24 protein-coding genes and 1 pseudogene are annotated in these 21,657 nt (G+C 41.0%); 14 read left to right on the forward strand and 11 right to left on the reverse strand.

Annotated elements, in window-relative coordinates; all coding sequences use genetic code 11:
• Position 1: 1 nt before the first annotated feature.
• Entirely contained in the window at positions 2–1,279 is a 1,278-nt protein-coding gene (locus H6G59_RS21660) for an FGGY-family carbohydrate kinase (protein ID WP_190718260.1), read from the reverse strand.
• Positions 1,280–1,299: 20 nt separating this feature from the next.
• Entirely contained in the window at positions 1,300–1,503 is a 204-nt protein-coding gene (locus H6G59_RS21665; protein WP_190718262.1) for a hypothetical protein, read from the reverse strand.
• Positions 1,504–1,531: 28 nt separating this feature from the next.
• Here H6G59_RS21665 and psaM point away from each other — a divergent pair, with 28 nt between their 5' ends.
• Positions 1,532–1,627 (forward strand): photosystem I reaction center subunit XII, encoded by a 96-nt coding sequence (gene psaM / locus H6G59_RS21670; protein ID WP_006196319.1) that lies wholly within the window; start codon positions 1,532–1,534, stop codon positions 1,625–1,627.
• A 255-nt stretch (positions 1,628–1,882) separates the two neighbouring features.
• Positions 1,883–2,293, forward strand: coding sequence for a slr1601 family putative cell division protein (locus tag H6G59_RS21675; protein WP_190718265.1), 411 nt, complete (start codon positions 1,883–1,885; stop codon positions 2,291–2,293).
• Positions 2,294–2,493: 200 nt separating this feature from the next.
• Here H6G59_RS21675 and H6G59_RS21680 read toward each other — a convergent pair whose 3' ends face one another.
• Positions 2,494–3,213, reverse strand: a complete 720-nt coding sequence (locus tag H6G59_RS21680; protein ID WP_190718267.1) for a tetratricopeptide repeat protein — start codon at positions 3,211–3,213, stop codon at positions 2,494–2,496.
• A 423-nt stretch (positions 3,214–3,636) separates the two neighbouring features.
• On the reverse strand, positions 3,637–4,161 hold the full coding sequence (locus H6G59_RS21685) for an RNA-guided endonuclease InsQ/TnpB family protein (protein ID WP_339327992.1): 525 nt from the start codon (positions 4,159–4,161) through the stop codon (positions 3,637–3,639).
• Between the two features lie 513 nt (positions 4,162–4,674).
• Between H6G59_RS21685 and H6G59_RS21690 the strand changes: the two genes are divergently transcribed.
• Complete coding sequence (locus H6G59_RS21690) at positions 4,675–5,139, forward strand: hypothetical protein (RefSeq protein WP_190718270.1); 465 nt, start codon at positions 4,675–4,677, stop codon at positions 5,137–5,139.
• Between the two features lie 12 nt (positions 5,140–5,151).
• Positions 5,152–5,712 carry a glutathione S-transferase family protein gene (locus H6G59_RS21695; protein WP_127056278.1) on the forward strand — a complete coding sequence of 187 codons (561 nt, stop codon included), beginning with the start codon at positions 5,152–5,154 and terminating at the stop codon, positions 5,710–5,712.
• 90 nt (positions 5,713–5,802) lie between these two features.
• On the opposite strand, the gene H6G59_RS21700 is transcribed toward H6G59_RS21695, so the two are convergent.
• The 5 genes and pseudogenes from H6G59_RS21700 to ebsA all read right to left on the reverse strand — a co-directional run bounded on the left by H6G59_RS21700 (position 5,803) and on the right by ebsA (position 9,802).
• On the reverse strand, positions 5,803–6,294 hold the full coding sequence (locus H6G59_RS21700; RefSeq protein WP_127056277.1) for a YajQ family cyclic di-GMP-binding protein: 492 nt from the start codon (positions 6,292–6,294) through the stop codon (positions 5,803–5,805).
• Between the two features lie 144 nt (positions 6,295–6,438).
• A pseudogene (locus tag H6G59_RS21705) lies at positions 6,439–6,879 on the reverse strand (MAPEG family protein).
• Between the two features lie 136 nt (positions 6,880–7,015).
• On the reverse strand, positions 7,016–7,519 hold the full coding sequence (locus tag H6G59_RS21710; protein WP_127056275.1) for a DNA recombination-mediator protein A: 504 nt from the start codon (positions 7,517–7,519) through the stop codon (positions 7,016–7,018).
• A 350-nt stretch (positions 7,520–7,869) separates the two neighbouring features.
• On the reverse strand, positions 7,870–8,964 hold the full coding sequence (locus tag H6G59_RS21715) for a DRTGG domain-containing protein (protein WP_190718273.1): 1,095 nt from the start codon (positions 8,962–8,964) through the stop codon (positions 7,870–7,872).
• Positions 8,965–9,424: 460 nt separating this feature from the next.
• The gene (gene ebsA, locus H6G59_RS21720; protein WP_127056273.1) at positions 9,425–9,802 is read right to left on the reverse strand and encodes a type IV pilus biogenesis protein EbsA; all 378 of its coding nucleotides are present in this window, start codon (positions 9,800–9,802) and stop codon (positions 9,425–9,427) included.
• 375 nt (positions 9,803–10,177) lie between these two features.
• On the opposite strand from ebsA, the gene H6G59_RS21725 reads away from it, so the two are divergent.
• A complete protein-coding gene (locus H6G59_RS21725) occupies positions 10,178–11,593 on the forward strand; it encodes a glycosyltransferase family 2 protein (RefSeq protein ID WP_190718276.1) in 1,416 nt (471 codons plus the stop codon).
• A 267-nt stretch (positions 11,594–11,860) separates the two neighbouring features.
• Here the strand turns inward: H6G59_RS21725 and H6G59_RS21730 are convergent, their stop codons facing one another.
• The gene (locus tag H6G59_RS21730; RefSeq protein WP_190718279.1) at positions 11,861–12,403 is read right to left on the reverse strand and encodes a DUF2231 domain-containing protein; all 543 of its coding nucleotides are present in this window, start codon (positions 12,401–12,403) and stop codon (positions 11,861–11,863) included.
• Between the two features lie 335 nt (positions 12,404–12,738).
• Between H6G59_RS21730 and H6G59_RS21735 the strand changes: the two genes are divergently transcribed.
• Positions 12,739–13,794, forward strand: a complete 1,056-nt coding sequence (locus H6G59_RS21735; RefSeq protein ID WP_190718282.1) for a hemerythrin domain-containing protein — start codon at positions 12,739–12,741, stop codon at positions 13,792–13,794.
• Between the two features lie 447 nt (positions 13,795–14,241).
• On the opposite strand, the gene H6G59_RS21740 is transcribed toward H6G59_RS21735, so the two are convergent.
• The gene (locus tag H6G59_RS21740; RefSeq protein ID WP_190718286.1) at positions 14,242–14,556 is read right to left on the reverse strand and encodes a chromosome segregation ATPase; all 315 of its coding nucleotides are present in this window, start codon (positions 14,554–14,556) and stop codon (positions 14,242–14,244) included.
• Positions 14,557–15,223: 667 nt separating this feature from the next.
• On the opposite strand from H6G59_RS21740, the gene H6G59_RS21745 reads away from it, so the two are divergent.
• The 8 genes from H6G59_RS21745 (at position 15,224) to H6G59_RS21780 (ending at position 21,610) form a co-directional block, all read left to right on the forward strand.
• Complete coding sequence (locus H6G59_RS21745; RefSeq protein WP_242038945.1) at positions 15,224–15,577, forward strand: hypothetical protein; 354 nt, start codon at positions 15,224–15,226, stop codon at positions 15,575–15,577.
• A gap of 1 nt (position 15,578) precedes the next feature.
• Complete coding sequence (locus tag H6G59_RS21750) at positions 15,579–16,583, forward strand: hypothetical protein (RefSeq protein WP_190718290.1); 1,005 nt, start codon at positions 15,579–15,581, stop codon at positions 16,581–16,583.
• Positions 16,584–16,648: 65 nt separating this feature from the next.
• A complete protein-coding gene (locus H6G59_RS21755; RefSeq protein ID WP_190718293.1) occupies positions 16,649–17,914 on the forward strand; it encodes a hypothetical protein in 1,266 nt (421 codons plus the stop codon).
• A gap of 5 nt (positions 17,915–17,919) precedes the next feature.
• Positions 17,920–19,377, forward strand: coding sequence for a hypothetical protein (locus tag H6G59_RS21760; RefSeq protein WP_190718296.1), 1,458 nt, complete (start codon positions 17,920–17,922; stop codon positions 19,375–19,377).
• A gap of 47 nt (positions 19,378–19,424) precedes the next feature.
• Complete coding sequence (locus H6G59_RS21765) at positions 19,425–19,598, forward strand: hypothetical protein (protein ID WP_190718299.1); 174 nt, start codon at positions 19,425–19,427, stop codon at positions 19,596–19,598.
• Positions 19,598–20,437, forward strand: coding sequence for a hypothetical protein (locus H6G59_RS21770; protein WP_190718302.1), 840 nt, complete (start codon positions 19,598–19,600; stop codon positions 20,435–20,437). The genes H6G59_RS21765 and H6G59_RS21770 overlap by 1 nt, the downstream gene beginning before the upstream one ends.
• Before the next feature lie 508 nt (positions 20,438–20,945).
• Positions 20,946–21,146, forward strand: a complete 201-nt coding sequence (locus tag H6G59_RS21775) for a hypothetical protein (protein WP_190718305.1) — start codon at positions 20,946–20,948, stop codon at positions 21,144–21,146.
• Between the two features lie 17 nt (positions 21,147–21,163).
• Complete coding sequence (locus H6G59_RS21780) at positions 21,164–21,610, forward strand: hypothetical protein (protein ID WP_190718308.1); 447 nt, start codon at positions 21,164–21,166, stop codon at positions 21,608–21,610.
• Positions 21,611–21,657: the final 47 nt, after the last annotated feature.

A 21,657-nucleotide genomic window follows, 5' to 3' on the forward strand; every position in this document is an offset into this window, starting at 1 on the left:
ATTATAGCGATCCTACTAAATAAGAAGTTCCTAATTTATGCATTGCCAAAAGCGCCGTCCCATAAGCTGCTTCTGTGTTTGTAGAGGCAGTAACAGGAACTTTTAAATATCTACCTCTAATACCCATCCAAGCAGAATTCGCTGCTCCACCACCAGCAGTATAAACGCGAGTTAATTGGTCAGCACCTAGCTGTTGTAATAATTCATAACCTTGCGTTTCTATCCGCGCCATACTTTCTAACAAGCCATGTAAAAACTCTCCAGGATTGTCTGGACGTGGTTCTAGTCTTGGAAGTAGTTGGGGATCATTAATGGGAAAGCGATCGCCTTCCTTCAACAAGGGATAATAATCTAATTTACTCGGTTTTGATACATCAATATTCCGACTTAAGCTGACTAATTCCTCATCAGTGAAAAAATTCTTTAACACTGCACCACCAGTATTAGAAGCACCCCCAGTCAGCCACAAATCACCTAAACGATGGCTATAAATTCCATATCGCGCATCTTCTACACGGGTACGGCTCAAAAGTTTGAGTACCAAAGTGGAACCTAAAGAAGTTACTGCTTCCCCCGGCAATTTTGCCCCACTAGCCAGAAAAGCCGCAATGCTATCAGTTGTCCCTGCACACACCAAACAATCACGCCGTAAACCTAATTTAGAGGCAATTTCTGGACGTAATTCGCCAATGGGAGTACCAGGTGCTAAAACCTGCGGTAACTGAATCGGAATTTGCAATTTTTCCAGCCATTGTGGATATTGCAACTTTTCCACGTCATAACCCAGCTTTAAAGCGTTGTGATAATCGCTGATGCCTAATTGTCCATGCAGTAGAAAAGCCAACCAATCGGCTTGATGTAGTAAATATCTAGCTTGGTGAAAAGAAGGTAATTGCTGCATCCACAAAAGTTTGGCAAGACTGGAAGTTGCACTCAATACGGTATGGTTGGGTGGTGCAATGTTGATCAAATCCTTTAACACCATTGATCCTCGTGCATCGTTGTACAACAATGGCGCATCTACAGGCTCACCAGTGGCATCTGTGAGCAAGATTGTGGAAGAAGTACCGTTGATTGCGATCGCCCCAATTTGTCGCCCCAATTCCCCTGGGATTGCTGCTAACAGCGTCCATAACGCGTTTTCCCAACAAGTTACCCAGTCAGCATCAGTCGCCATTTCCCAGGGATGACGCATCTGGGACAAAATCCTAGCTTCATCATCAATCACAACTCCCCGTGCGCCAGAAGTACCAAAGTCAATACCCAAGTATAAAACCATAAATTTACCTGTTTACCAGTTCATGAAGTAGAAGCAGGGCGCAGTAGATAATTATTTCTCCGCGTCCCCGCGTCTTCCTCTCCCCGCGTCTTCCTCTCCCCGTCTCCCCATCTCCCCATCTCCGTGTCTCCGCGTCTCCCCATCATGGTTTTTGTTGCATCTTGTAACAAGATATTCCCCAATCTTGGCAAAACAGTGAAAAGTAGTAAACGAAGGTTATTCATCTAGTTTGACGTTAGGAGGGTTTCCACCATGCCTATATCTGATACTCAAGTGTACATCGCTCTAGCTGTGGCTCTAATTCCAGGCATTCTCGCTTGGCGTTTAGCTACTGAACTTTACAAATAAAGCCCAGATGTGACACGTTCACAAGACTAATCACCTTGGCAGTAGAGGGTACATTTTCCAAAAGCTTGGGGCTTTAAGCTGTGAGCTAAGTTGGCGAAATGTACCTGTATACGCCAGGTAATTTTTGTTTAATCATGTAACACTGGTAGAAATTTACAAAAAATGGAGTAATATGGCAGCTAAATCAAGCCGCAATTAGCGCCAGTTTGCTTTTGACGGTGCTTCCCTTCAACCAGCGAGGCTACTTTTAGCATCATGAACGCGTTTCAACCATCCAGACCGGAGCTACAGCCAGTAGAACCACGTCGAGCTTTACCTCGACCAAAAAAACATCTTCGCCAACGTTCTTATCAGGTGATGGCGCTGGAAACCACAGCCAAGATAACTGTTAACTTGGTCATTGCTACAGCAGCAGTATCTGCCTTGGTACAACTTTTGCCTTATCATTGGTTACAGCAAGACAAGTTGCGAGAAATTCGCACAGAAGTCAAGCTGGTAGAAGGACGTGTTAATACTTTACGAGCAGAATTTAGCCGTAACTTTGATCCCCAGCAAGCTAAGAGTATTAGGCAAGAACAATCATACCGATTTGATCCCAGTCAGCGACAAATAGTGCTGATTAATCCAGATCGAAAAGATGCTGAACAATCAGATTCCACACCTTAAAGTAATTTGAGGTGGTTTATGATTCTGGCTCAGAATAAAACACACAAAAAATTATTAACATTAACTGTTAATAGTTAATTATTGAAGAGCTATTAGTTATCATCTATTAGGAAATCAGCGCAACAGGTCTGCTATCTACCAATTCAAACTTAAAAAATCATTTTTTAGTAATTTTTAAACCTGTGTTAAAAAGCTACCAATCAGTTGATGTAAGGATTCAGCAACTCGTTTAACCAGCTTTCCAGTTGTAACCGTAGGCGGTAAGCAGAAATATCTTGACTGGTATCGAGTGCGGTTAGATGTGTAAGAGAGCGGTAATAATCAGCGATCGCACAATTCCAGTCACCCCAAAGATGATAAGTTCTACCGCGTTCAGCCCAAATATGACCTTGTAGCTGACCAAACAGCAGTACAGTCTCAAAATTATCAATTGCCTCCGCGTACTGCCCCAAATCACGCAAAGTAATGCCTCGGTTAATCCAAGCGCGAACATGACGAGGATTCAAATCTAGGGCTTGATCGTAGTCAGCTAGTGCCGCTACTAACTCCCCTCCGGCAGCATAGTAATTAGCTCGGTTATTATAAGCACTAGCTAACTTGGGATTCAGTTGCATTGCTGTGTTGTAGTCGTACAGGGCTTTTTGAGAATCACCACTTTGAAAATAAATCAGCCCTCGGTTGTTGTAATTAACTGCATTGTCGGGATGACTATCAATGAGTTGGCTTAACAAAGCGATCGCTTCAATATAATTTCCTTGTTGAGCTAACTTCAAAGCACAAGACCGTAAGTAAGTATCCTCTATATTTAATTTTTTGTTACTTTTGGCTTCAGTAATTTGCGTATATAAAGTTTTTTTACTCAGGGAATTGCAACGTTGATTTTGTTGACTACCAGAAGCTAGAAAGGAGTGATAATCCATATTTTCCCGCTTGAGCTACTTGCTCGGTGAAATAAAATTATAGTTTTTCGCCTATGAGTGGGTTTAGAACTGTGTCACTTTTTCAGTAGTCTTTTTTTTTGTTGAAAGGACTGAATTGAACCTAGTCTGAAAAAGTTCTGAGTGCTTTAGACACCTGGAAGGCAAATTCCCGCAAGTTGTGCTGAGTAAAAAATGCCAGTTCCTCGTCTTTAGCCCTTAATTCCTTTTTCCTCGGTTCTGGTTTACCCAGTTGATAATGGCTACTTAAATCTAGTTAGCCATAAACCCAATAATATATACTTCACCCCCAAGTCCAATTCCCGAAAGAATTACCATCAATCTCTAAGACTAGTCAATTGACACTCACCGCCCTATAAGTGCGGTGATTCTTGCTTCACGGGGATTCCAACGAATTTGCCCGCGCTAAAGCGCCGCTCCGCTAACAGCAAGCATCTTGACCGTATGCCCTACGGCTGCAAGTCCTCTTACAAGAACTACCTGCGCGGCTGCCACATCTCTATCTGTGGTATAGCCGCAATTTGAACAAGCATGAGTACGTTCCGATAACTCTTTTTTACCCGTCTCAACACCACAATTAGGGCAAATCTGGCTAGTTTTGCGACTGTCTACTTTTTGGAAATAGACACCACGCTTAAAACAGGTCTGCTCTAAAATGTTAAAGAATTGACCAAATCCAGCATCTAGACAGTGCTTGCCCAGTATCCCACGGGATAACCCGACTAAATTCAAGTCTTCAGCAAACACCATTCCGGTGTTGTTGCAGATTTGATGAGACAGTTTTCTGTGCCAATCCTTGCGACAGTTAGCAACGTACTCATGCAGTTTTGCTACCCTCTTTTGGGCTTTCTTCCAATTGTTCGAGCCTATACGTTTTCTGGAAACACTTTGTTGCAGCAATTTCAGCTTGCGTATGTCCCAAAGGGACACGCTTCGCGAACAGCATCTACAAAAAACCTCGGACGATTGACAGTTAAACCATTAGAAGTTGCAACAAAATTTGTTAGTCCTACATCAATCCCTATCCCTTCCCCATGAGGCATAGGATGAGGTACAGAATCTACTAATCAGTGTTACGATTTTTAGAACAAAGTCGCCCTCGAAGGGCGTTCGCGTAGCGTCTCGCTCCAGAGGCTCTAACCCCTTAATTTTCGGTAGAATGCCAAGAAGGTAGAAATTGGGTAATTAGTGATTCGTGGTTGGTGTTGGCGGTAGCCTACCGTATGACTCCTACATCGTCACGCAAGCTATAGCCATATGGTGATAGGGAATAGGTGGCAGAAGGCAGAAGGCAGGGGGCTTTTTTGCAGGGGGCAGGAGGAGGTAATTATTTCTCCCCATCTCCGCGTCCCCGCGTCTCCCCATCACCCCATCTTCCCATCCCCGCGTCCCCAACTCCCCAACTCCCCAGTACCTAAATTTAAATTTTGAGTAAATTTGACGATGACAACAGCAATTTCTTATTCCAATGCAAACGACCTCACAACCGATGATTACATTGTGATCGGCTTGGCAACTTGCTTTTATAAAGATGATGGAGAAGTGCATCAAATTGAAGTTATAGAGCCTATTCCCTCAGCCGCATTAGAAGCGATATTAAAAGGCATTCCTACGTCCTACAAGCTTGCCTATGCAACAACTTTAGGATCTATATTGGACGGTGATACACTGGTTATGCCGAATGGAATGCCAGAGTCAGCACAGTTCGGAGATGAATTTGTGCTAAGGGCATTTTCCGCTGCCCGTACCTACAAGCGTCGTCAATCAGCCCAATTATTCATCCCCGTTGGTGCCACCAAAACCGATTTTAATTATTCTACGGAACGGAAACGAGTACTAAATGCTGCCAGAGTTGTCAGCAAAGAAGACAACGTTAAACAACATTCCCACACTCACAAAGTACTTTGATTTTAGGTAATTATGTTGAAACTTTACGGTGGCGCTTTTAGTCGTGCATCAATCATCAAGTGGTATTTAGAGGAACTGGAAATTCCTTATGAATTTGTGATGCTAGATATGAAAGCTGGTGAACATCTACAGCCTGAATACTTAGCAATTAATCCCGTAGGTAAAGTCCCTGCAATTGTTGATGGCGATTTTAAACTGTGGGAATCTGGGGCAATTTTGTTGTATCTTGCTGAAAAATATGGAAAAACTGCATTTTCACTAGAGGAACGCGCCATATTTTCCCAGTGGGTATTATTTGCCAATTCCACCTTGGCTACAGGTATTTTTATCGAAGCCAATCGAGAAAAGGAAATGCCCCGCTTATTGACTCCTCTAAATGAAATTTTCGGGCAGCAACCTTTTGTGCTGGGTAATGAATTCACTGTTGCTGATGTGGCTGTGGGATCTATACTCGGTTATATTCCCATCATGCTGAAGCTAGACTTGAGCGCTTACCCAGCCGTTTTGAACTATATTAAACAAGTTTCTGAACGTCCGGCGTTTCAAAAAAGTATCGGTGCAGGACGCGGTTAGAGGCTGGGGGCAAGTTAGTACAAAGAGATGAGTAACGAGTAGGAACGAGAGTCAACCACTCGGTACTCGGTACTCGGTACTCAGTAATCCCTAACGATAGTTTGTAAATTGCAAAGCCACAGGAAAGTCTTCTTGTTTCAGACGCTGGATCACTGTTTGCAAATCGTCTTTGGCTTTGGCAGTTACTCGCACCGCATCACCTTGAATTGACGCTTGTACCTTTTTGAATTCGTCACGAATCAATTTAGAGATTTGTTTGGCAATTTCTTGGCTGATGCCTTTTTTGAGGGTGATTTCTTGACGGACGCGGTTACCACTGGCAGATTCAACTTTGCCAAAATCAAATATTTTTTGAGAGAGGTTGCGTTTGGCGGCTTTTTCGCGCAGTATGCCATGTACAGCCTCTAAAGTCATATCACTGTCGGTACTAATGGTAATTTTGTCTTCACCTAGCTCAACAGTAGTTTGAGTATCTTTGAGATCGTAACGGCTTTTGATGTCTCGCACCACTTGATCAATAGCATTGACTAATTCTTGGCGGTCAAAGTCGCTCACAATGTCAAAAGAAAAAGTAGAAGCCATAAATGTTAAATGTGAGATGTTGAATTTGGTAATGGGTATTGGGTATTGGGTATTGTATTTTGGATTGAGGATTTTGGATTATGTTTAATTAACTCCAATCTAAAATCTAAAATCTAAAATTTTTCCCAATCACCTATTCCCCAATCACCTCTGTTGCATGATACTCAAGTAGAAGAGGGTCGCAGAGCTAAAAGAGCCAACACCAAACATGAGCGAGCCTCCTTCGGAGGAGCTTCGCTAACGCAAAAGGGGTATATTCACAATATAAAAAGTAGAGTATAGCAACCGAGCGGGGATAAATGCGATCGCTGCCGTTGCTGCCATAGAAGAATTCACCCCTGTGACATAGGCCATTAGTGCAGCAGCAGCAAAAATCATAAACGCCTCAAAGGAGTTTTGGTGCGCCCAAGTGGCTCTTTGGGCATAAGGTGGCAATTTATCAAACATGGCGCGAGGAGCTGAAATATCATACCCAATTCTCGCCCTTGCATAAGCTACTAACAAAAAAGGGACATAGATGAGAACAGCGGCAGCCGTAATAGAGTACAAAAAAATAGCAGGGGTGGGCAGTTGCAATAGAGACATCAACTGAATAAATAGTGTTAGTAGTTTCTGTTTGGTGAGCGTGAAGGGATACTGAGTAATTTAGAAAAATCATTACCCAGTAACCTTTGGTAATTTCCCATCTCTATCATTAGCTATGTGGAGACTACGTTGCACTTTAGTCAAAGTAGAACAGTGTCACCACTTTTCTTTGTTCTTCTGCCTCTCCACAAGTTTGCAGTAGGGTACGACTGTCGTGAAAAGCAAAACAAATCAGTTGCTGACAACGGGAGACAATTTCTTTATTGCATAGGTAACTTGCCTCAGCCAAAGACAGATTGTCATTACTGGGATTTTCTACCAAATGCATTACCTGCTCTAGTTGTTGGCGAGATTCATGGGGCTGGCGTTCCAAACTTTGGGGTAGAATTACCGTCAATAAGTTTGGGTCAGCCCTTGTTGCTCCGCGAATGGCAGCTGAATTACTGCCTGTAGCACCAGAGGTGATGATGCGATTGCCCGATAAAACTAGGGCATATGTCATCATTTCAATGAGATTTTGATGAGTAATTGGCACATGACGAGAACCCAACAAGGCAATTCGCTTAGAACCCGTTTGCTGGATTGTCGCCAGTTCTTGCGCTAACGTATCAAGGTTGATGAGGTTTGTTGACTGGCTCAAAGATAGACATAATCAGATTAAACGACCCAGATATTCTACCAAAGAGCGTGTAGGTGCGAAGCCAACTAGAGTTACAGATTGCTACGTTTTCCAGATTATTTTGCTAGTAACTAACTCTTTTTCGATAGCTGCGTGTCAAATCAGGTAAAAATACGCAGCCGCCTCAGAGATCATACCAATTTGAAACCTGATGGCGAGAGAGGGAATACCCAAAACCTTATTTAGTAAGGCTTTGACGATTCCAAATCGCAAATCCACAATCCCAAATGGTATGAGTTGATTGCTCATGATGAGATGAAAGGTAGGACTTACGCTGTAGATTCACTAGTAATTTTAGTAACTTAATCAGACTATGACAAAGCCGCTGCTGGGTTTAATCCTAGTTGAGACAACAAACGGTCAATGTCAAAATGTTCGGACATTAATTGACGAATGCACTCTACTTTCAGAGGTTCATGAACACGAACTTGACCAAAAGTGCGGTCAACAATTTCCACTGTGGTGAGAGTGTCGAGGTCAACAGACAAAATCGGGATTTCTAATTCTTCAGCGCGATTGAGAATAAAAGCAGGAGGTGGTAATTTTCCGGTGAGGATGAGGCATTGAGTAGAAGTTTCTAAAGCAGCTTGCTGGATTTCCACGCGATCGCCTCCGGTGACTACGGCCTTATTCCGGCGTTTGCGGAAATATTTGACTGCCGAATTCACATTCATCGCCCCAATTGCCAGAGTTTCCACCAATAAATCTAAGCGATCGCTACGACAGAGAACTTCCGCATTTAACTGTTTTACCAGTTCGCCGACGCTGACGCTGCCAAGCAAGTCGCTTTTCGGCAACATTGCTAATACAGGAATCCCCTGCTGTTCCAAAAATGGGCGTAAAACATTATTGCCCACTTCTAATTGTTCGGCAGGAACTTCATTGATGACAATACCAATCAAGCGGTCGCCTATGAGCTGCTTGGCAGACAACAGAGTTTCAACAGAAAGCAGAGATTTATAACGATGTACCAACAGCACATCAGCATCCAAGACTGCCGCTACTTGCAGCAAAGATAAGCCAAACAAATAGCCTTCTGACAAATCACCAGCACCCTCTAACAGCACCAAATCACCACGGGGTATTTGTAAATATTGCTGCACTAGAGACTGCTGATAATTAGTTGTGTCTTCGCCACGTAAGCGTTTTTGGACACTGACTTCATTCAAAGCTAACAAAGTCTGAGCAACACGGTTTTCCGGCAGTTGGAGGCTTTGAGTAATAAACTGAACATCTTCTTCGATTATGGTTCCAGCAGAAGCATTCAAACAAGTACCTAGGGGTTTGCCGTAGGCTATATCTAGTCCTTTTTGCTTTAACTGATGAGACAAACCTAGAACTGTTGCGGATTTACCACTGTAAGTCTCTACTGATCCAATCAGCAAATATTTAGCAGATGTTGGCACGCCATGCACTCCTAATTTTAAACGTCTGTTGAACCCAGCTAGGTGTTTTCTAATTTTAGTTGCTTCTGATGGTAGGCCGGCGTTATGACTAAATTAGTTTGAGATATTTGTTGAGATTTTAGGGCAGGGAGGGGGGAGTCCTCACAAGGGTAGGTATTTTACATTGTCGTGAGGGCTAGACTTGGTGGACAAGGAAGGACAGTGGACAAGGGAGGAAAACCGTACAAAATCATATTCTCTTGGTAACAAGAATAGTCCGTCAAAAGACCATTGTGCGTATAAAATCTTCCTTGTCTACCTTCCCTCCTTGTCTTCCAAGTCCTGCCTTCACAGATAATATTAAAAACCTACCCTTGTGAGAGGGGGGAGTCAGGGAGCAATGCCAAAAATTTTGCTTTTCTTCTGCTTCTTCTCCTGAGATCCATTCACCCTGCCTCCCCTACCTCTTGTCTCCTGCCATTTATTCTTCTACACGCAGCAGCTTGCGGTAAAAAGTTTGGGAAAAATCACTAATGCGGTGGCGCTTATAGTTTTCCATCAGTTCAATTAAAAAATTAATAAACTCAAAACTTGCCATCATGACTTCATAACTTAATTCAGCATTGCCATCAAACTGGATTCGGCAGCGGGTTAAGTCTGAGGGCAGGGTAGCAACATTCCAGGTAGCTACAAAGGGAACATTATCACTCCCTTCTATTTTGCGGTGTCCCTCCAAGACACCTTTTTGATAAAGACTGATGGCATAGGGCAAGAAAGTGCGCTTGCTACCCTGAATATAAGGTAAATAAACACTAGCTTGTTGCTGAGTCACAGGCTGGAGTTGGTCAATAGACGACATTTTTAAATATTCCTCAAATTAGCTGATAACTGGAGATGTATTCCTTTTCATCATTAGTATTCCCACAAAAATGAGTATTCACACACACTCAGGGTAAATACAAGTAGGTAGGCGTGAATATTTGTCGTTGGGATCAGGCAGAAGGAAAGAGAGTGCCAGAAAGAGACGGGGGGACACGGAGAAAGAGGGACACGGGGACACGGGGATAATCTCTCCGCGTCACCGCGTCTCCCCATCTGGAGCGTCTTCTTCGGTCACCAAGAAACGCAGAAGGAGCAGAATGTCTCCCAAGCTTCGCGTCATCTTTTCAAAATTTGGGAAATACATCCCTTGATGTATATTAAGGACAAATACTGGTTTTTGAATCAAGTAACTATGCCAGCGAATTCCTGGCCCGAAGAGGACTCTTACAACTTAAGCTCTGATCCCCTTAATCCTCTGTTGTCTGACCTATCGGCAGAAGAGGAGTCAGTGGTACAGACAGATGCTGTGTATTTACCATCATCTCAGTTTCCTGGACGTAGACCCAAAGCCGCTCTAGTGTTGACTATCGTCTGGAGTGGCACGATCGCTCTGCATTTAGTTTCCTGGGGTTCCATATTTATACTAGGACTGACAACGGTCTTAGGTATTCATGCCTTGGGTATTATCTTTGCTAAACCCCGCCACCACGCTAAAGAAATACAAGGAGATTTACCTTCTGTATCTGTGTTGGTAGCAGCAAAAAATGAGGAAGCTGTTATTGCTAGATTAGTAAAAAATCTATGTAGTCTAGAATACTCCAATGGAGAATATGAAGTCTGGATTATTGATGATAATAGTACTGACAGCACACCGCAGTTACTAGCAGAACTAACGCAGGAATACAAACAACTTAAGGTTCTCAGGCGTTCTCCCCAAGCCGGTGGCGGTAAGTCGGGAGCCTTGAATCAGGTGCTACCGATGACAAGAGGAGACATCATTGCCGTATTTGATGCAGATGCTCAAGTCAATCCAGATTTACTGCTACAAGTAGTTCCTTTATTTCAAAAAGAACAGGTGGGGGCGGTGCAGGTGCGAAAAGCGATCGCCAACGCTAAAGAAAATTTTTGGACTAAAGGACAAATGGCAGAAATGGCAGTTGATATCTGGTTCCAACAACAACGGACTGCCATTGGTGGACTAGGTGAACTGCGGGGTAATGGTCAATTTGTCCGTCGTCAAGCTTTGGCAAGCTGCGGTGGCTGGAATGAAGAAACCATCACCGATGATTTGGATTTGACCATTCGCCTGAATCTAGATAACTGGGATATTGAATGCTTGTTCTATCCCCCAGTGCAAGAAGAGGGTGTGACAACTGCTCACGCTCTTTGGCATCAGCGCAACCGTTGGGCAGAAGGCGGTTATCAGCGCTATTTAGATTACTGGAATCTGATCCTCAAAAACCGCATGGGTACGCGGAAAACCTGGGATTTGCTGATTTTTTTGCTGATCATGTATATCTTGCCCACAGCAGCAGTACCAGATTTATTAATGGCGATCGTTCGTCATCGTCCACCCATGTTCAGTTCTGTTACTGGCTTGTCTGTAACAATGTCTGTAATAGGAATGTTTGCCGGCTTAAAGCAGATACGTCAAGATCAGGAATTGAATATCTCTACTTATTTTCTGTTTCTACTGCAAACCCTGCGCGGCAGTATTTATATGCTGCACTGGCTAGTAGTAATGAGTAGTACTACGGCTCGGATGTCAGTCCGTCCAAAACGCCTAAAATGGGTAAAAACTGTGCATACAGGCGTTGAAAAACAATGATTTGACAATCCAATACACTCCTAATCCCCCTTTGTAAGGGGGATATTTTTTTCTCGTTATATCAAACCCGGATCATCACTTATAGCAGGTGACTCTTAACAGTCTGAAAAGTCTTTTGGTGTCTAGGTTTTATAATCAGTTGGTGTCCTAACCGCCCTGTCTGTTGCTATTTTATTAAAAACTCTCCGTGTCCCCGCGTCCCCGTTTCGTCCCCAAGGATAAGTCTTAAACCGGACTTGATATTACCGACTTGTAACTGAACCTGGGTTATGGATATCTTTTACTACCTGCACCCACAACACCAATTTTATGGCGATAGGAGAGTTCTGCACCAAACCAGCCAGTAATGCTAGTTAATGTCCCCACAATCAGGGAAAGGATTAGTCCTCCTGGTAATATACTCCCCTCTGCATCGCCCCAGCGGAGGATAAAGTTGATGGCTGTGAACACGAGGATAGAAATGTTAAGAATCAAGTGCGCCCAACCTGCGGTGCGTTTGCGAACTCGTTCAATTTGCAGAAAATCGCTCATCCCAATTACTGAAGCGATTATCCCAGTCACTAATCCCAGTCCAATTAACCATAGCGAAGCCCTAGCCCAGAAAAAATCACGAGTTAACCAATAGCCAAAGTCACTGCCTAGGGCGGTGGCTAAGAAGGCAATGGGAAAGATTACACTTAGGGGGTGTAAGGGATGTCCTGCGATCGCTACTGTGCTGGGTACGCCGCTATCTCGATATTCACTATCATCGCTTTCAATAATTGGTGGAACATTAGGGAACGGTGTGGAAGTTGTTTCTGTAGTTTCCATGATTTAGCATCCTCATTATTCAGCAGTAGAAATTTTCTCGACATCGGCTTCAGCCAAAAATCGAACATCGAACATCAAAAATGGGATTAATTTCCTGTTTGACTATCTTTGAGTCAATCTAGAAGATTCAACTAAAAAAATTATCTATCTAGTGATTGAGGCGAGATGATAAATTTATATATCTGGCCTAAGAAGGATAATAAAATTAAGCATCATTTTTGATTTTCCACCCCAGGTTTACAAAGCTATCACTCAATAGAAAGATGAAAGCTTCCTAATATCTATGTCAACCTATTAACGGTAATCAATACTGTTTTTTTTGAGGAGAACCCAAAATGGTAGCTACTTTAGATGATACCAAGCGTAATGCTATTGCGGTAAAATTGGCAGATATGAAGTTACTTCAACAGTTGCTCATTCAAAATGAGGAACTATTTTTGAGAGAATCGGCTGATCGGGAAGTGACCGATAATATCCGCAAAATGCTGGATGATGATCGCAAAAATCAAGGAATTTTAGAAACTGTAGTTATTCAGTACGGCATCCAAAAAGAAGCGGATACAACAGTACAAGAAATGGTGAACACGGTTCGCCAGCTAATGCAGGGTAATGAATTGAGCTTTTTTGAAAAAGTATTTCAGCATGAATTGCTGAAACATCAACAAGTAATGAACGGCTTGACAATTCACAAAGCTGCACAAAGAGTTGGTGCTGATGTGATGGCAGCAATTGGTTCTTTAAATACTATTAACTTTGAGAACCGCGCTCACCAAGAACAACTTAAAGGAATTCTCGAAATTTTGGGTGTGCGGGAACTGACTGGACAAGATGCAGATCAAGGAATTTGGGGGCGTGTACAGGATGCAATTGCTGCAATTAGCGGTGCTGTAGGTAGTGCTGTTACCCAAAATTCTGACAAACAGGATATGAACATCCAAGATGTTCTGCGTATGGATCACAATAAAGTAAATATCTTGTTTGCAGAATTGTTACAAAGCAATGATGCACAAAAAATTCAAGAATACTTTGGGCAACTTTATAAGGATATCAGCGTTCATGCTGCTGCCGAAGAGGAAGTTGTCTATCCCAGAGTCAGGGCTTTTTATGGTGATGCTGATACCCAAGAATTATATGATGAACAAGCAAGCTGGCGAATTATCTTGGATCAACTCAAAGCTATTGGTCCCACTGCACCTGAATTTAAGGACAGAATCAGAGGTTTGATGGACGATGTCATGGATCATGTGCGCCAAGAAGAAAGCACAATGTTTGCAGCAATTCGTAACAATTTAAGTTCTCAACAGAGTGAGGAATTAGCTACACAATTCAAAGCTGCTAAGAGCAGAATTCAACAAGAAATAGGCGGTAATAAGGCTGGTGCAAGAGTTTAAAATAATTCTTCTCAGAAATATACGCACGTTTTTTAACTAGCTAAACATTAGATTGCATTACTTTGATGTAGTGCAATTTTTTTATTGATATGGAGCAATTTTAACAGCAAATTTCAGGTTGCAGGAAGTACAAAATTTAAGAACAAAGCCTTGTGCTAAGAGACTTTTAAAGAGAGTTAAGAGTTCCCTATTCCCTGTTTCCTGATGTATATAAAACACACAGATAAAATGCCAATTATTGTAGAGATTATTTATGAAAAATCTCTACAATGTGTTCCGCTGCTGATTGTTATACCTTTCTTAAAATGAAGTTGCATAGAATAAGAGAGCAGTGGCGGATGAATAACCGGGTTTAAGACCCCCACCAAATCGTAGATTTGGTGGTGCAACAATTCAGTTGTGGGTATCCAATCCCCGACAGATTGATTCTGACTCCTGACTTCTTCTTCAACCAATTCCTAACATCCGACTAACTTGTACTGACTGTAATGGTTTGCGTTCTATATTCTGAAAACATTCAACTTTTTTTAGGTAGATAGAGGCGTTTTTGAAATTACTAAGATTCAGTAAAACCATATCTTCATATACTGATTCTTGGGGAATTCTAATATCTAAAACTAATTCTTCTAGTTTATTTTGCTCGATCATAAATTTCAGATATTTTAAAAAGACTTCTCGCTTTTTAGAACGCACAGTTAACAAGTACCAATTATTACTAATAGGTAGTGGTGATGATGATTCTACAGATTCTATTGGTGGCATGGTATAGCTGAAGTTTATGGTGAAATGAAAAGGTTGAAGTTGTTTTTGAGATTGCTTTGATAAATAGTAGCTAAGAATGACTCTTTTTACATACTATTAATCAAAACAGTATTGCAATAATTTTTTCTGGCTTTACCTCAGAGGGCGTTAGAGTAAAGCAATAATACAACCTCTCAAACATCACATATTTCTAAATAATTTGTCAACGTATAAAATTAATTAATTTTTGTTTAAAAAATTGATGAAATAATGTTACATATGAATTAATATTAATTATTTACTTAAAAAAATTCCATATCAAGTGAGAATTCATGGTATGGAATAGTTTATTGTTAGTTAAACTTGCTCAAGACAGTGAGTGTCCAGATTTTTAGCCAAGATTGTAATACCAACAAGCGTATTACAATCTTGGCTGATTAGTACTCAATATTTGTGAAATTCCGGTTGCATCTCTGACAGGACAAGGCATTTATTTTAGTTGCCAATACTTGTAAGCTGTCTACGTCACTCCTTACCTTGCAGGCTTCTTAGTTCACCACCTCTGCTTTTCTACTCATTTACTACTCAAATCATAATATTTTATCCTCATTTACCAGGGACTGAGATAAAAAATACTACTCAATTTCTCCTCATTCTTTGACGCAGTTATCTTGCAAAGGCTATAGTTATGGTAGAAATCACTATAACTACAATGCCAAAATCCACATTAACGGAAGTATTCGGGGAAAACGCTACGCAAACCGCGACTAGTGTCACGATTCAAAAGGCTGATTTTGCTACGCTAACGGCATCTGCCTCAAATTCTGGTTCGTCACTACTGTCAGCGCTGCTCATTAAAAATAAAGCCACTCTAACTCAAGCCGCATTTGATGCTGATGTGGATAAATCTATTTATTTAAGTGAAGGTTTCACTAGTTTCATACCAAGAGGAACTGACAACACTCAATACCGAGTGGATCAGATAGTAGTCAATCTTGCCAAGATTGACGAGGACGTGACATTAGACCCAGACAACTACTAATATGGCAATTCAAGAAATTGTTTTAAAGTCCAACATAGCGGTGAATTTACTTCCTGTTAACTATGGTAATAAAGTAACTATCTCACCAGATTTAACTCCTTACGTTAAGGAGGGGTATACAATCATCTCCGAAAGGAGAGAATTAAGAAACTTAGCTGCAATAAATTATATTCAATCCTTGGAGCAGGTAGATTACCCTGAAATTCCTGTTACTGCCAGTGAAAGTGAAGCTGCGGTGCAATTATTAAATCTACAATGGCTCTCTCCAAGAATGCATCTTAACACTTGGATTGATAATAATCTTGTGGAAGTTCTATCGTTGCTAACGCCTAAACCTTACCCTTACAGCAACATAGCTTTAAAAGATTTCAATTTTGACTCTCTAACTAATATATCTGTTAGTATTGCCGATGTGGGATACGGTTATCTTGTCGATAATGATTCAGTAGTTATAGTCGGTGAATTTAACAGATACATTTACTTGGAAAAAACGGAAAACTTAACATTTTCTTTCAATAATATAGCCGCTTCTTTACAAGCTATCGCCACCTCTATTAGTGAGCTAGAGATTAATATTACAGCACCTCCTGATGATACTGGTGGAGGAGGTGACGATAACGGCGGGGGCAATGATGTTGATGATGGCGATGACGATAACAACAATGGAGATAACGATTTTATGCCTTTAGCAGTAAAAACGGAAGATTACACAGTAGTAGCTAACGGGGAGAGATTACTTTGTAACCCGTTAACAAGTGACATTACCATAACATTACCTGCTAACCCACAAACAGGGTGGGAAGTAGAGCTTATTCACATGAACTATACAGCTTTTTTGGTACAAATCGACTTTAACGGTCAACCGTTTTCAGGTGCTAACTCTGTAGCTTTAACACCTGATAACAGAGGAGGAAAGCTGCTTTACAACTTTAATTATTGGGAGTTTTATCCTAACCCTCAAGGTATTGGAGGAACTGACTTTAACTCTGCTTTCTACACAACTTAAAGAACAAGAAATAAGGTAGTTGTAGTTAACTACCTTAACTTTTTATAAGTAGAACTTTAAAAACAATGATTTTTGCTAAACCACAAAAGGGGCTAGTCCCTATAGGCAATAACTTTTACGCTACACCTAATAAACCTCAAAAGCCAAATTATTCGGAGCCGTTTCAGCAAATCATCGACCTCGGACTGGATGGAATAGAAGCAAATCCACAGATAGGGATAGGCTATGAACTTGTTTACGATGGGTGCAATATTGGGTTGCAAGCTACTGGTTTCTTGGGTTGGGTAAAGCTACCATCGTCCCAATTCCTTTGGCATAACCCATCGTTAGAATGTAACCCACCACCACCACCACAGCCAGAGCCGTTAGATGATGAACCTTATCCGTTCCCTCCTCCCCCTCCTAACCCAACGGTTAAGTATTTAGTAATTTCAATGATAGGTTCTATAACAAGAAGTTTAGAAGGTATTGCTATATCCGGTTACTTAGGTGAGTATCCTGACGGATTTAACTTTAACGCCAACCTAATTTGGACAAAAAAGATAACAAGATTGGAAGAAGTACCACCCGATGAAATATTAATTGGACAAGAGTTAATTGTCTTCCCTAACTACAGAGATGTTTACGCAACTCACGTTGTCGAATGGGAAGAAAATTATTTTTCCTTTTCAAGTTTCGTAACTTACGGAGGCACAATATATCCTAACAAAAAGCCAACAACAATAAGTTTCTCAAAAAAAGTCAGAACTTATCTTAACGACAGCGTTCTTAACTTACGTAAAGATGAGGAATTATCTTATAATGAATCGATAATTCCAGGTGAGAATTATTTAGGAGAGCCGCTAAATGTTACAGGTTACGACACTATAGGGATTGACTCTATTCAAGTATTTACTATAAGTAGGAGAAGTTACAACGAGTTAATATCTACGCCTAACATTAATAAAGTTTATAAAAATTCAGGTAACACATTAGATGATATAGACGGCGTTAACTACTTTATCGGTGAATCAAGCCAGCAAGTTAACAAACCAAGGTTATACATCAAAAAATTACCTGACGGTAAAATAGTTCCACCCCCACCACCCCCACCAAAACTAAAACCGGAGAAAAAAAAGATGTGTGATTGCAAGAAAGAGTTGGCTTTACTTAAGTTACTTTTGCAAAAAGAAAAAGAAAACAAACAAGATATAACCGCTATAGAGAATTACATCAATCAATTAGATGTGAATGGCAAAGAAATTGCTAATTCAATCTCAAGATTAAATATAGTGGCTAATGTAATTGGCTTTTTCGTCAGCAGATTACTCAAATTATTCCTTAGAGGATAAAACACGTGGCTGTACCTGGAAAGCCTTCATTCGGCGACATTCCCAACAGATTTAATCAAGGAATTGATAACTTACAAAAGCGATTTGGATGGCAGCCGGAATATGACAAAGGCAACCCCAACGCAATGATTCAAAGGCAAATTGATGAAATAAAAAGGCAGATTATTGATATTAATAAAAAAAATGAAGCTCAAAATAGAAGAATTCAAATATTAGAATTTAAATTTGACGGTGAGAAAGCGGCTAATGCTGCTGAACATAAGGCTTTATGGGGTGCGATTGGGTTTGTTCAGAAGCTGGTAACAAGCCTAAGTATTGGATTACCAGCACTGGTTAAATCGATTATTTTATCTATCATTGGTAGCATTCTTCTCTCCAAACTAATAGACCTTGGAATGGAAGCATTCCTTAAAAACGGAAAATTTGATTTATCAGGCATTCTTGCACTTATTCAACGTGCAAAAGATGATGCACGAGCAGCAGCTACTATTGCGGTAAAAGCCGAAGGTAAAGCAAACCAAGCCCTGACTAGGGCTGAAGCTGCACTAGAAAATATTAAATTTCTAGAGAAATCCGCATTAAATGCCATGAAGCGGTTGGAAGCGTTCACAAAAAGTGAAATCAAGTTTCTAACCAATGCTACAAAGAATGCTTTATTAAGGCTGCAAGATAGAATCATAGGGCTTGAGAAAGTAGTTGCTAACATTCAGAAGCAATTAAATCAATTGATTGCATCATTGAATGCTCAAATAAAAAGCATCAATGCGGCAATTAAAAAAGTAAATGCGGACTTGCTAAAGTCAATTCAAAAAATTAATACTGACTTGCTCAAGGCTATTCAAAGCATAAAAACTGACTTGAGTAAGTCAATTCAAAAAATTAATGCTGACTTACTTAAAACCATCCAAAACTTAAAAACTGATTTTGCAGGTGAACTTAATAAAATAAAATCTGGAGTAAATCAAGAGCTTCAAAAGCTAAAACCTTTTACAGATAAAATCCCAGAGATACTTGCTAAAATTGCTACTTTTTCTATTGAAGTTGCTGCTATTTGGCTGGCAATTAATGCAATTAAAGCTGTCATAGCAGGGCTAAAATTAGGGATAGGTAAATCGGTGACGATCATTAACAATTTCACAACCAATAATTACAATAATGTAACTAATGTTGTAAACCCACCCACAGACCTGGGTTTATTAAAGAAAATTGATGCCACTACAACAGCCAATTTGGCACTGACTGCAAATGTAAAAGCTGCTGTTAACGTAGTATCTCTCAAGGTAATTGCCGGGTTTAAGTGGCTTCAATTAGACAGGTTGTTAAACGTCTTGACTTTTGCAGCAACGATACATAACGCCTTTCAATTAAGCTCAAATATCGGTGTTACGTTGATGCAAGTAATACAGAATGTGCTTGATACTATTGGATTAAAGGATGACTCAGGGGCAACGCCAGCATCGTAGAAAATGTTAGTCAACAGCCTTTAAATGTCAAGGCCGCTAAGGAAGATTTGGAGCAATCAGCCGCAAATTTGGCAGATAGTTTGGAGCAGAAAGAAGGCGCGCCACAAGGTAAGGAAATTCCAGAGGCTAAAAAAGTAAAAGAAGCCGAAGATGCGGGGAAAGCGGCTTCTGGTGGCAAGGACATCGATGATCCTATAGATAAAACGGAGGATGATTCGTAATGGCATTACCGGATAATTTTAAGCCGTGGGAACATTTGCAGGATATGTTGCGCCGTGACCACAACAAATTAATAGCCAGATATTTTAAAGATTTGGGACCGAATTGGGAACCAGAGATCGGGACTACTAGAGGTGCAATTAGAACAGCGGTAACAATTCAAGATAGAGACACATCTACTATCACTTTGATTCGGCTTTTTTATTTTTACGTGGTATTGGGATATGCATTCAAAAGGCTTGCACCAGTTTTTGGAGTCCCATCTAGAGAATTTCAAGAAGCATATGAAATTCACCCACAAATATTCCTTTTCTTTTCACAGGATATGCAAAGTGTGCCGGATGGTTTGACTCCAGTTGAGGCTGAGATTTCATTCAGAATCAAGGGTGAAACTAAGGCTACCATGACACCTTTAAAAGCCAGCTTATGGGCTACTAAGATTGCGGCTGAATTTACTGAAGCTAAAAAGGGAATAACTTTCATCAAAGGAAAGGAAATCATCACCTACACCGCCCCAGAGGATGGGCTAAAATGCCTCCAGATTTTTTCGATGACGGAGAAGGAAGGCGAGGATATCATTAAAAAAATTCTCAAGGTATTAGATTTACCATTTGACTCCAAGCGATTAGGTAAATCTGATAAATATAAGAAAGCTTCGATAACAAAACCCATCGGCACAGAGACGGTCAACGGAAAGACCGTTCCCAAGAAACGGTGGAGGCCTACCGCGAAGGTCAGGTTCAGGCATTCATATATGTACCTAGATAACAGGGAATACCCAATCCCTCTAGTTGATACGACAGGGCAATTCCCAGATGCCAAGGTCAAGACTTGGTTGTAGCCGACCTCCTCAGATTGAAGCTAGAACGAAAACCGGGAACCATAATATGGTTCCTATGAGTTTGAAGATAGTATGGAGTGCCATAATTCCTTTCAAAGATGAAAGGTGAAATATGGTTAAGAAAAAGTCAAAGTACCGAATAGATATCGGGACTACCAAGTGCATTTACTTGAAGGCATTGCCGAATGTACTCCAAGGTGTCACATCCGATATCGGCTGGGTTCTTGATAATGATGGCGTACCCCCCGCAGGACGGACCATTGTGGCAGAGAATCGATCCGACGCAATAGACAAAGGGATGGTGCCATTCCGGGTTACGTACAACAAAAATAAGCGAAATCAAACGGCTACCCTCTTAGTAGCTCCCGACAAAGCTGATACAGTTGCGGACGAATTGATAGGGAAAAGTTACGGAGGCGGGAAAATTTCTAAAGTGAGAGCGCCTCGCCGCAGTACCTTCACAGTTTAATCCTTGAAAAAAAATTAGCTACAAAAGGAAACAAAGAGTATGGAATACGTGGTGGTCAAGGTAGAAGCAAACGTGGTGACTGGCTATTGGGATGGATCGGTTTTTCAAGCCAACATAGACCTCTCCGACGTGCAGGGAACCATAGAAGATGCGCGCTTTTTACAAGGCTCTGTGCAAACGCAAGACTTGACTTTTGACGTTCAGTATCGTGAAGCCAACGTTACTATCGTTCTTGTTTAATTAATTGGGTGAAAATTATGTGGGCGAAAATTGGCGAGAGAAAATTTACGGATTTATTCGTTAGTCCCAAACCTACAATAATTTTTATCCACAATTGGACAAATAGAAGAATAGCTGTATCTTGCGAAGTTCCGGGACGTGAATGGGAGCAAGTCGCGTGGCTTATCCCATTCATGAATACCCCCGCAGGGCGATTTGACGGAACGTGGTACAGGCTGTTTGAGGGGTCAAAGATGTTTACTTTGCCAAAAGAAGAGTTGATTGGATGTTCTTTGGAAATACGTCCAAGACCCCCCATAAAAACTATAACTATTAAGGTCTACGAATCTTTCTTAAACGACGAATTTTCAATAATCAATAATGAAGAATCATTGCTTTCGGTTAAGGAAGAATTGCAAAAATCCATTAACGCCGTCCATCAAAAGGTAATTAAACTAAACAAAATAATTAAAAATAAGCAATGAATGCAGAAAGAGTAGGAATGATAGTTACATTAATAACCATCATTACT

This window comes from Anabaena lutea FACHB-196, assembly GCF_014698305.1.
Taxonomy (GTDB): domain Bacteria; phylum Cyanobacteriota; class Cyanobacteriia; order Cyanobacteriales; family Nostocaceae; genus Anabaena; species Anabaena lutea.

Coding starts and splice junctions, on each gene's coding strand:
- H6G59_RS21725 (WP_190718276.1), top strand. CDS start 10,178: ATGCCAGCGAATTCCTGGCCCGAAGAGGACTCTTACAACTTAAGCTCT.
- H6G59_RS21740 (WP_190718286.1), bottom strand. CDS start 14,556: ATGCCACCAATAGAATCTGTAGAATCATCATCACCACTACCTATTAGT.
- H6G59_RS21750 (WP_190718290.1), top strand. CDS start 15,579: ATGGCAATTCAAGAAATTGTTTTAAAGTCCAACATAGCGGTGAATTTA.
- H6G59_RS21735 (WP_190718282.1), top strand. CDS start 12,739: ATGGTAGCTACTTTAGATGATACCAAGCGTAATGCTATTGCGGTAAAA.
- H6G59_RS21680 (WP_190718267.1), bottom strand. CDS start 3,213: ATGGATTATCACTCCTTTCTAGCTTCTGGTAGTCAACAAAATCAACGT.
- H6G59_RS21665 (WP_190718262.1), bottom strand. CDS start 1,503: ATGAATAACCTTCGTTTACTACTTTTCACTGTTTTGCCAAGATTGGGG.
- H6G59_RS21690 (WP_190718270.1), top strand. CDS start 4,675: ATGACAACAGCAATTTCTTATTCCAATGCAAACGACCTCACAACCGAT.
- H6G59_RS21780 (WP_190718308.1), top strand. CDS start 21,164: ATGTGGGCGAAAATTGGCGAGAGAAAATTTACGGATTTATTCGTTAGT.
- psaM (WP_006196319.1), top strand. CDS start 1,532: ATGCCTATATCTGATACTCAAGTGTACATCGCTCTAGCTGTGGCTCTA.
- H6G59_RS21730 (WP_190718279.1), bottom strand. CDS start 12,403: ATGGAAACTACAGAAACAACTTCCACACCGTTCCCTAATGTTCCACCA.
- H6G59_RS21700 (WP_127056277.1), bottom strand. CDS start 6,294: ATGGCTTCTACTTTTTCTTTTGACATTGTGAGCGACTTTGACCGCCAA.
- ebsA (WP_127056273.1), bottom strand. CDS start 9,802: ATGTCGTCTATTGACCAACTCCAGCCTGTGACTCAGCAACAAGCTAGT.
- H6G59_RS21755 (WP_190718293.1), top strand. CDS start 16,649: ATGATTTTTGCTAAACCACAAAAGGGGCTAGTCCCTATAGGCAATAAC.
- H6G59_RS21695 (WP_127056278.1), top strand. CDS start 5,152: ATGTTGAAACTTTACGGTGGCGCTTTTAGTCGTGCATCAATCATCAAG.
- H6G59_RS21660 (WP_190718260.1), bottom strand. CDS start 1,279: ATGGTTTTATACTTGGGTATTGACTTTGGTACTTCTGGCGCACGGGGA.
- H6G59_RS21745 (WP_242038945.1), top strand. CDS start 15,224: ATGGTAGAAATCACTATAACTACAATGCCAAAATCCACATTAACGGAA.
- H6G59_RS21775 (WP_190718305.1), top strand. CDS start 20,946: ATGGAATACGTGGTGGTCAAGGTAGAAGCAAACGTGGTGACTGGCTAT.
- H6G59_RS21770 (WP_190718302.1), top strand. CDS start 19,598: ATGGCATTACCGGATAATTTTAAGCCGTGGGAACATTTGCAGGATATG.
- H6G59_RS21675 (WP_190718265.1), top strand. CDS start 1,883: ATGAACGCGTTTCAACCATCCAGACCGGAGCTACAGCCAGTAGAACCA.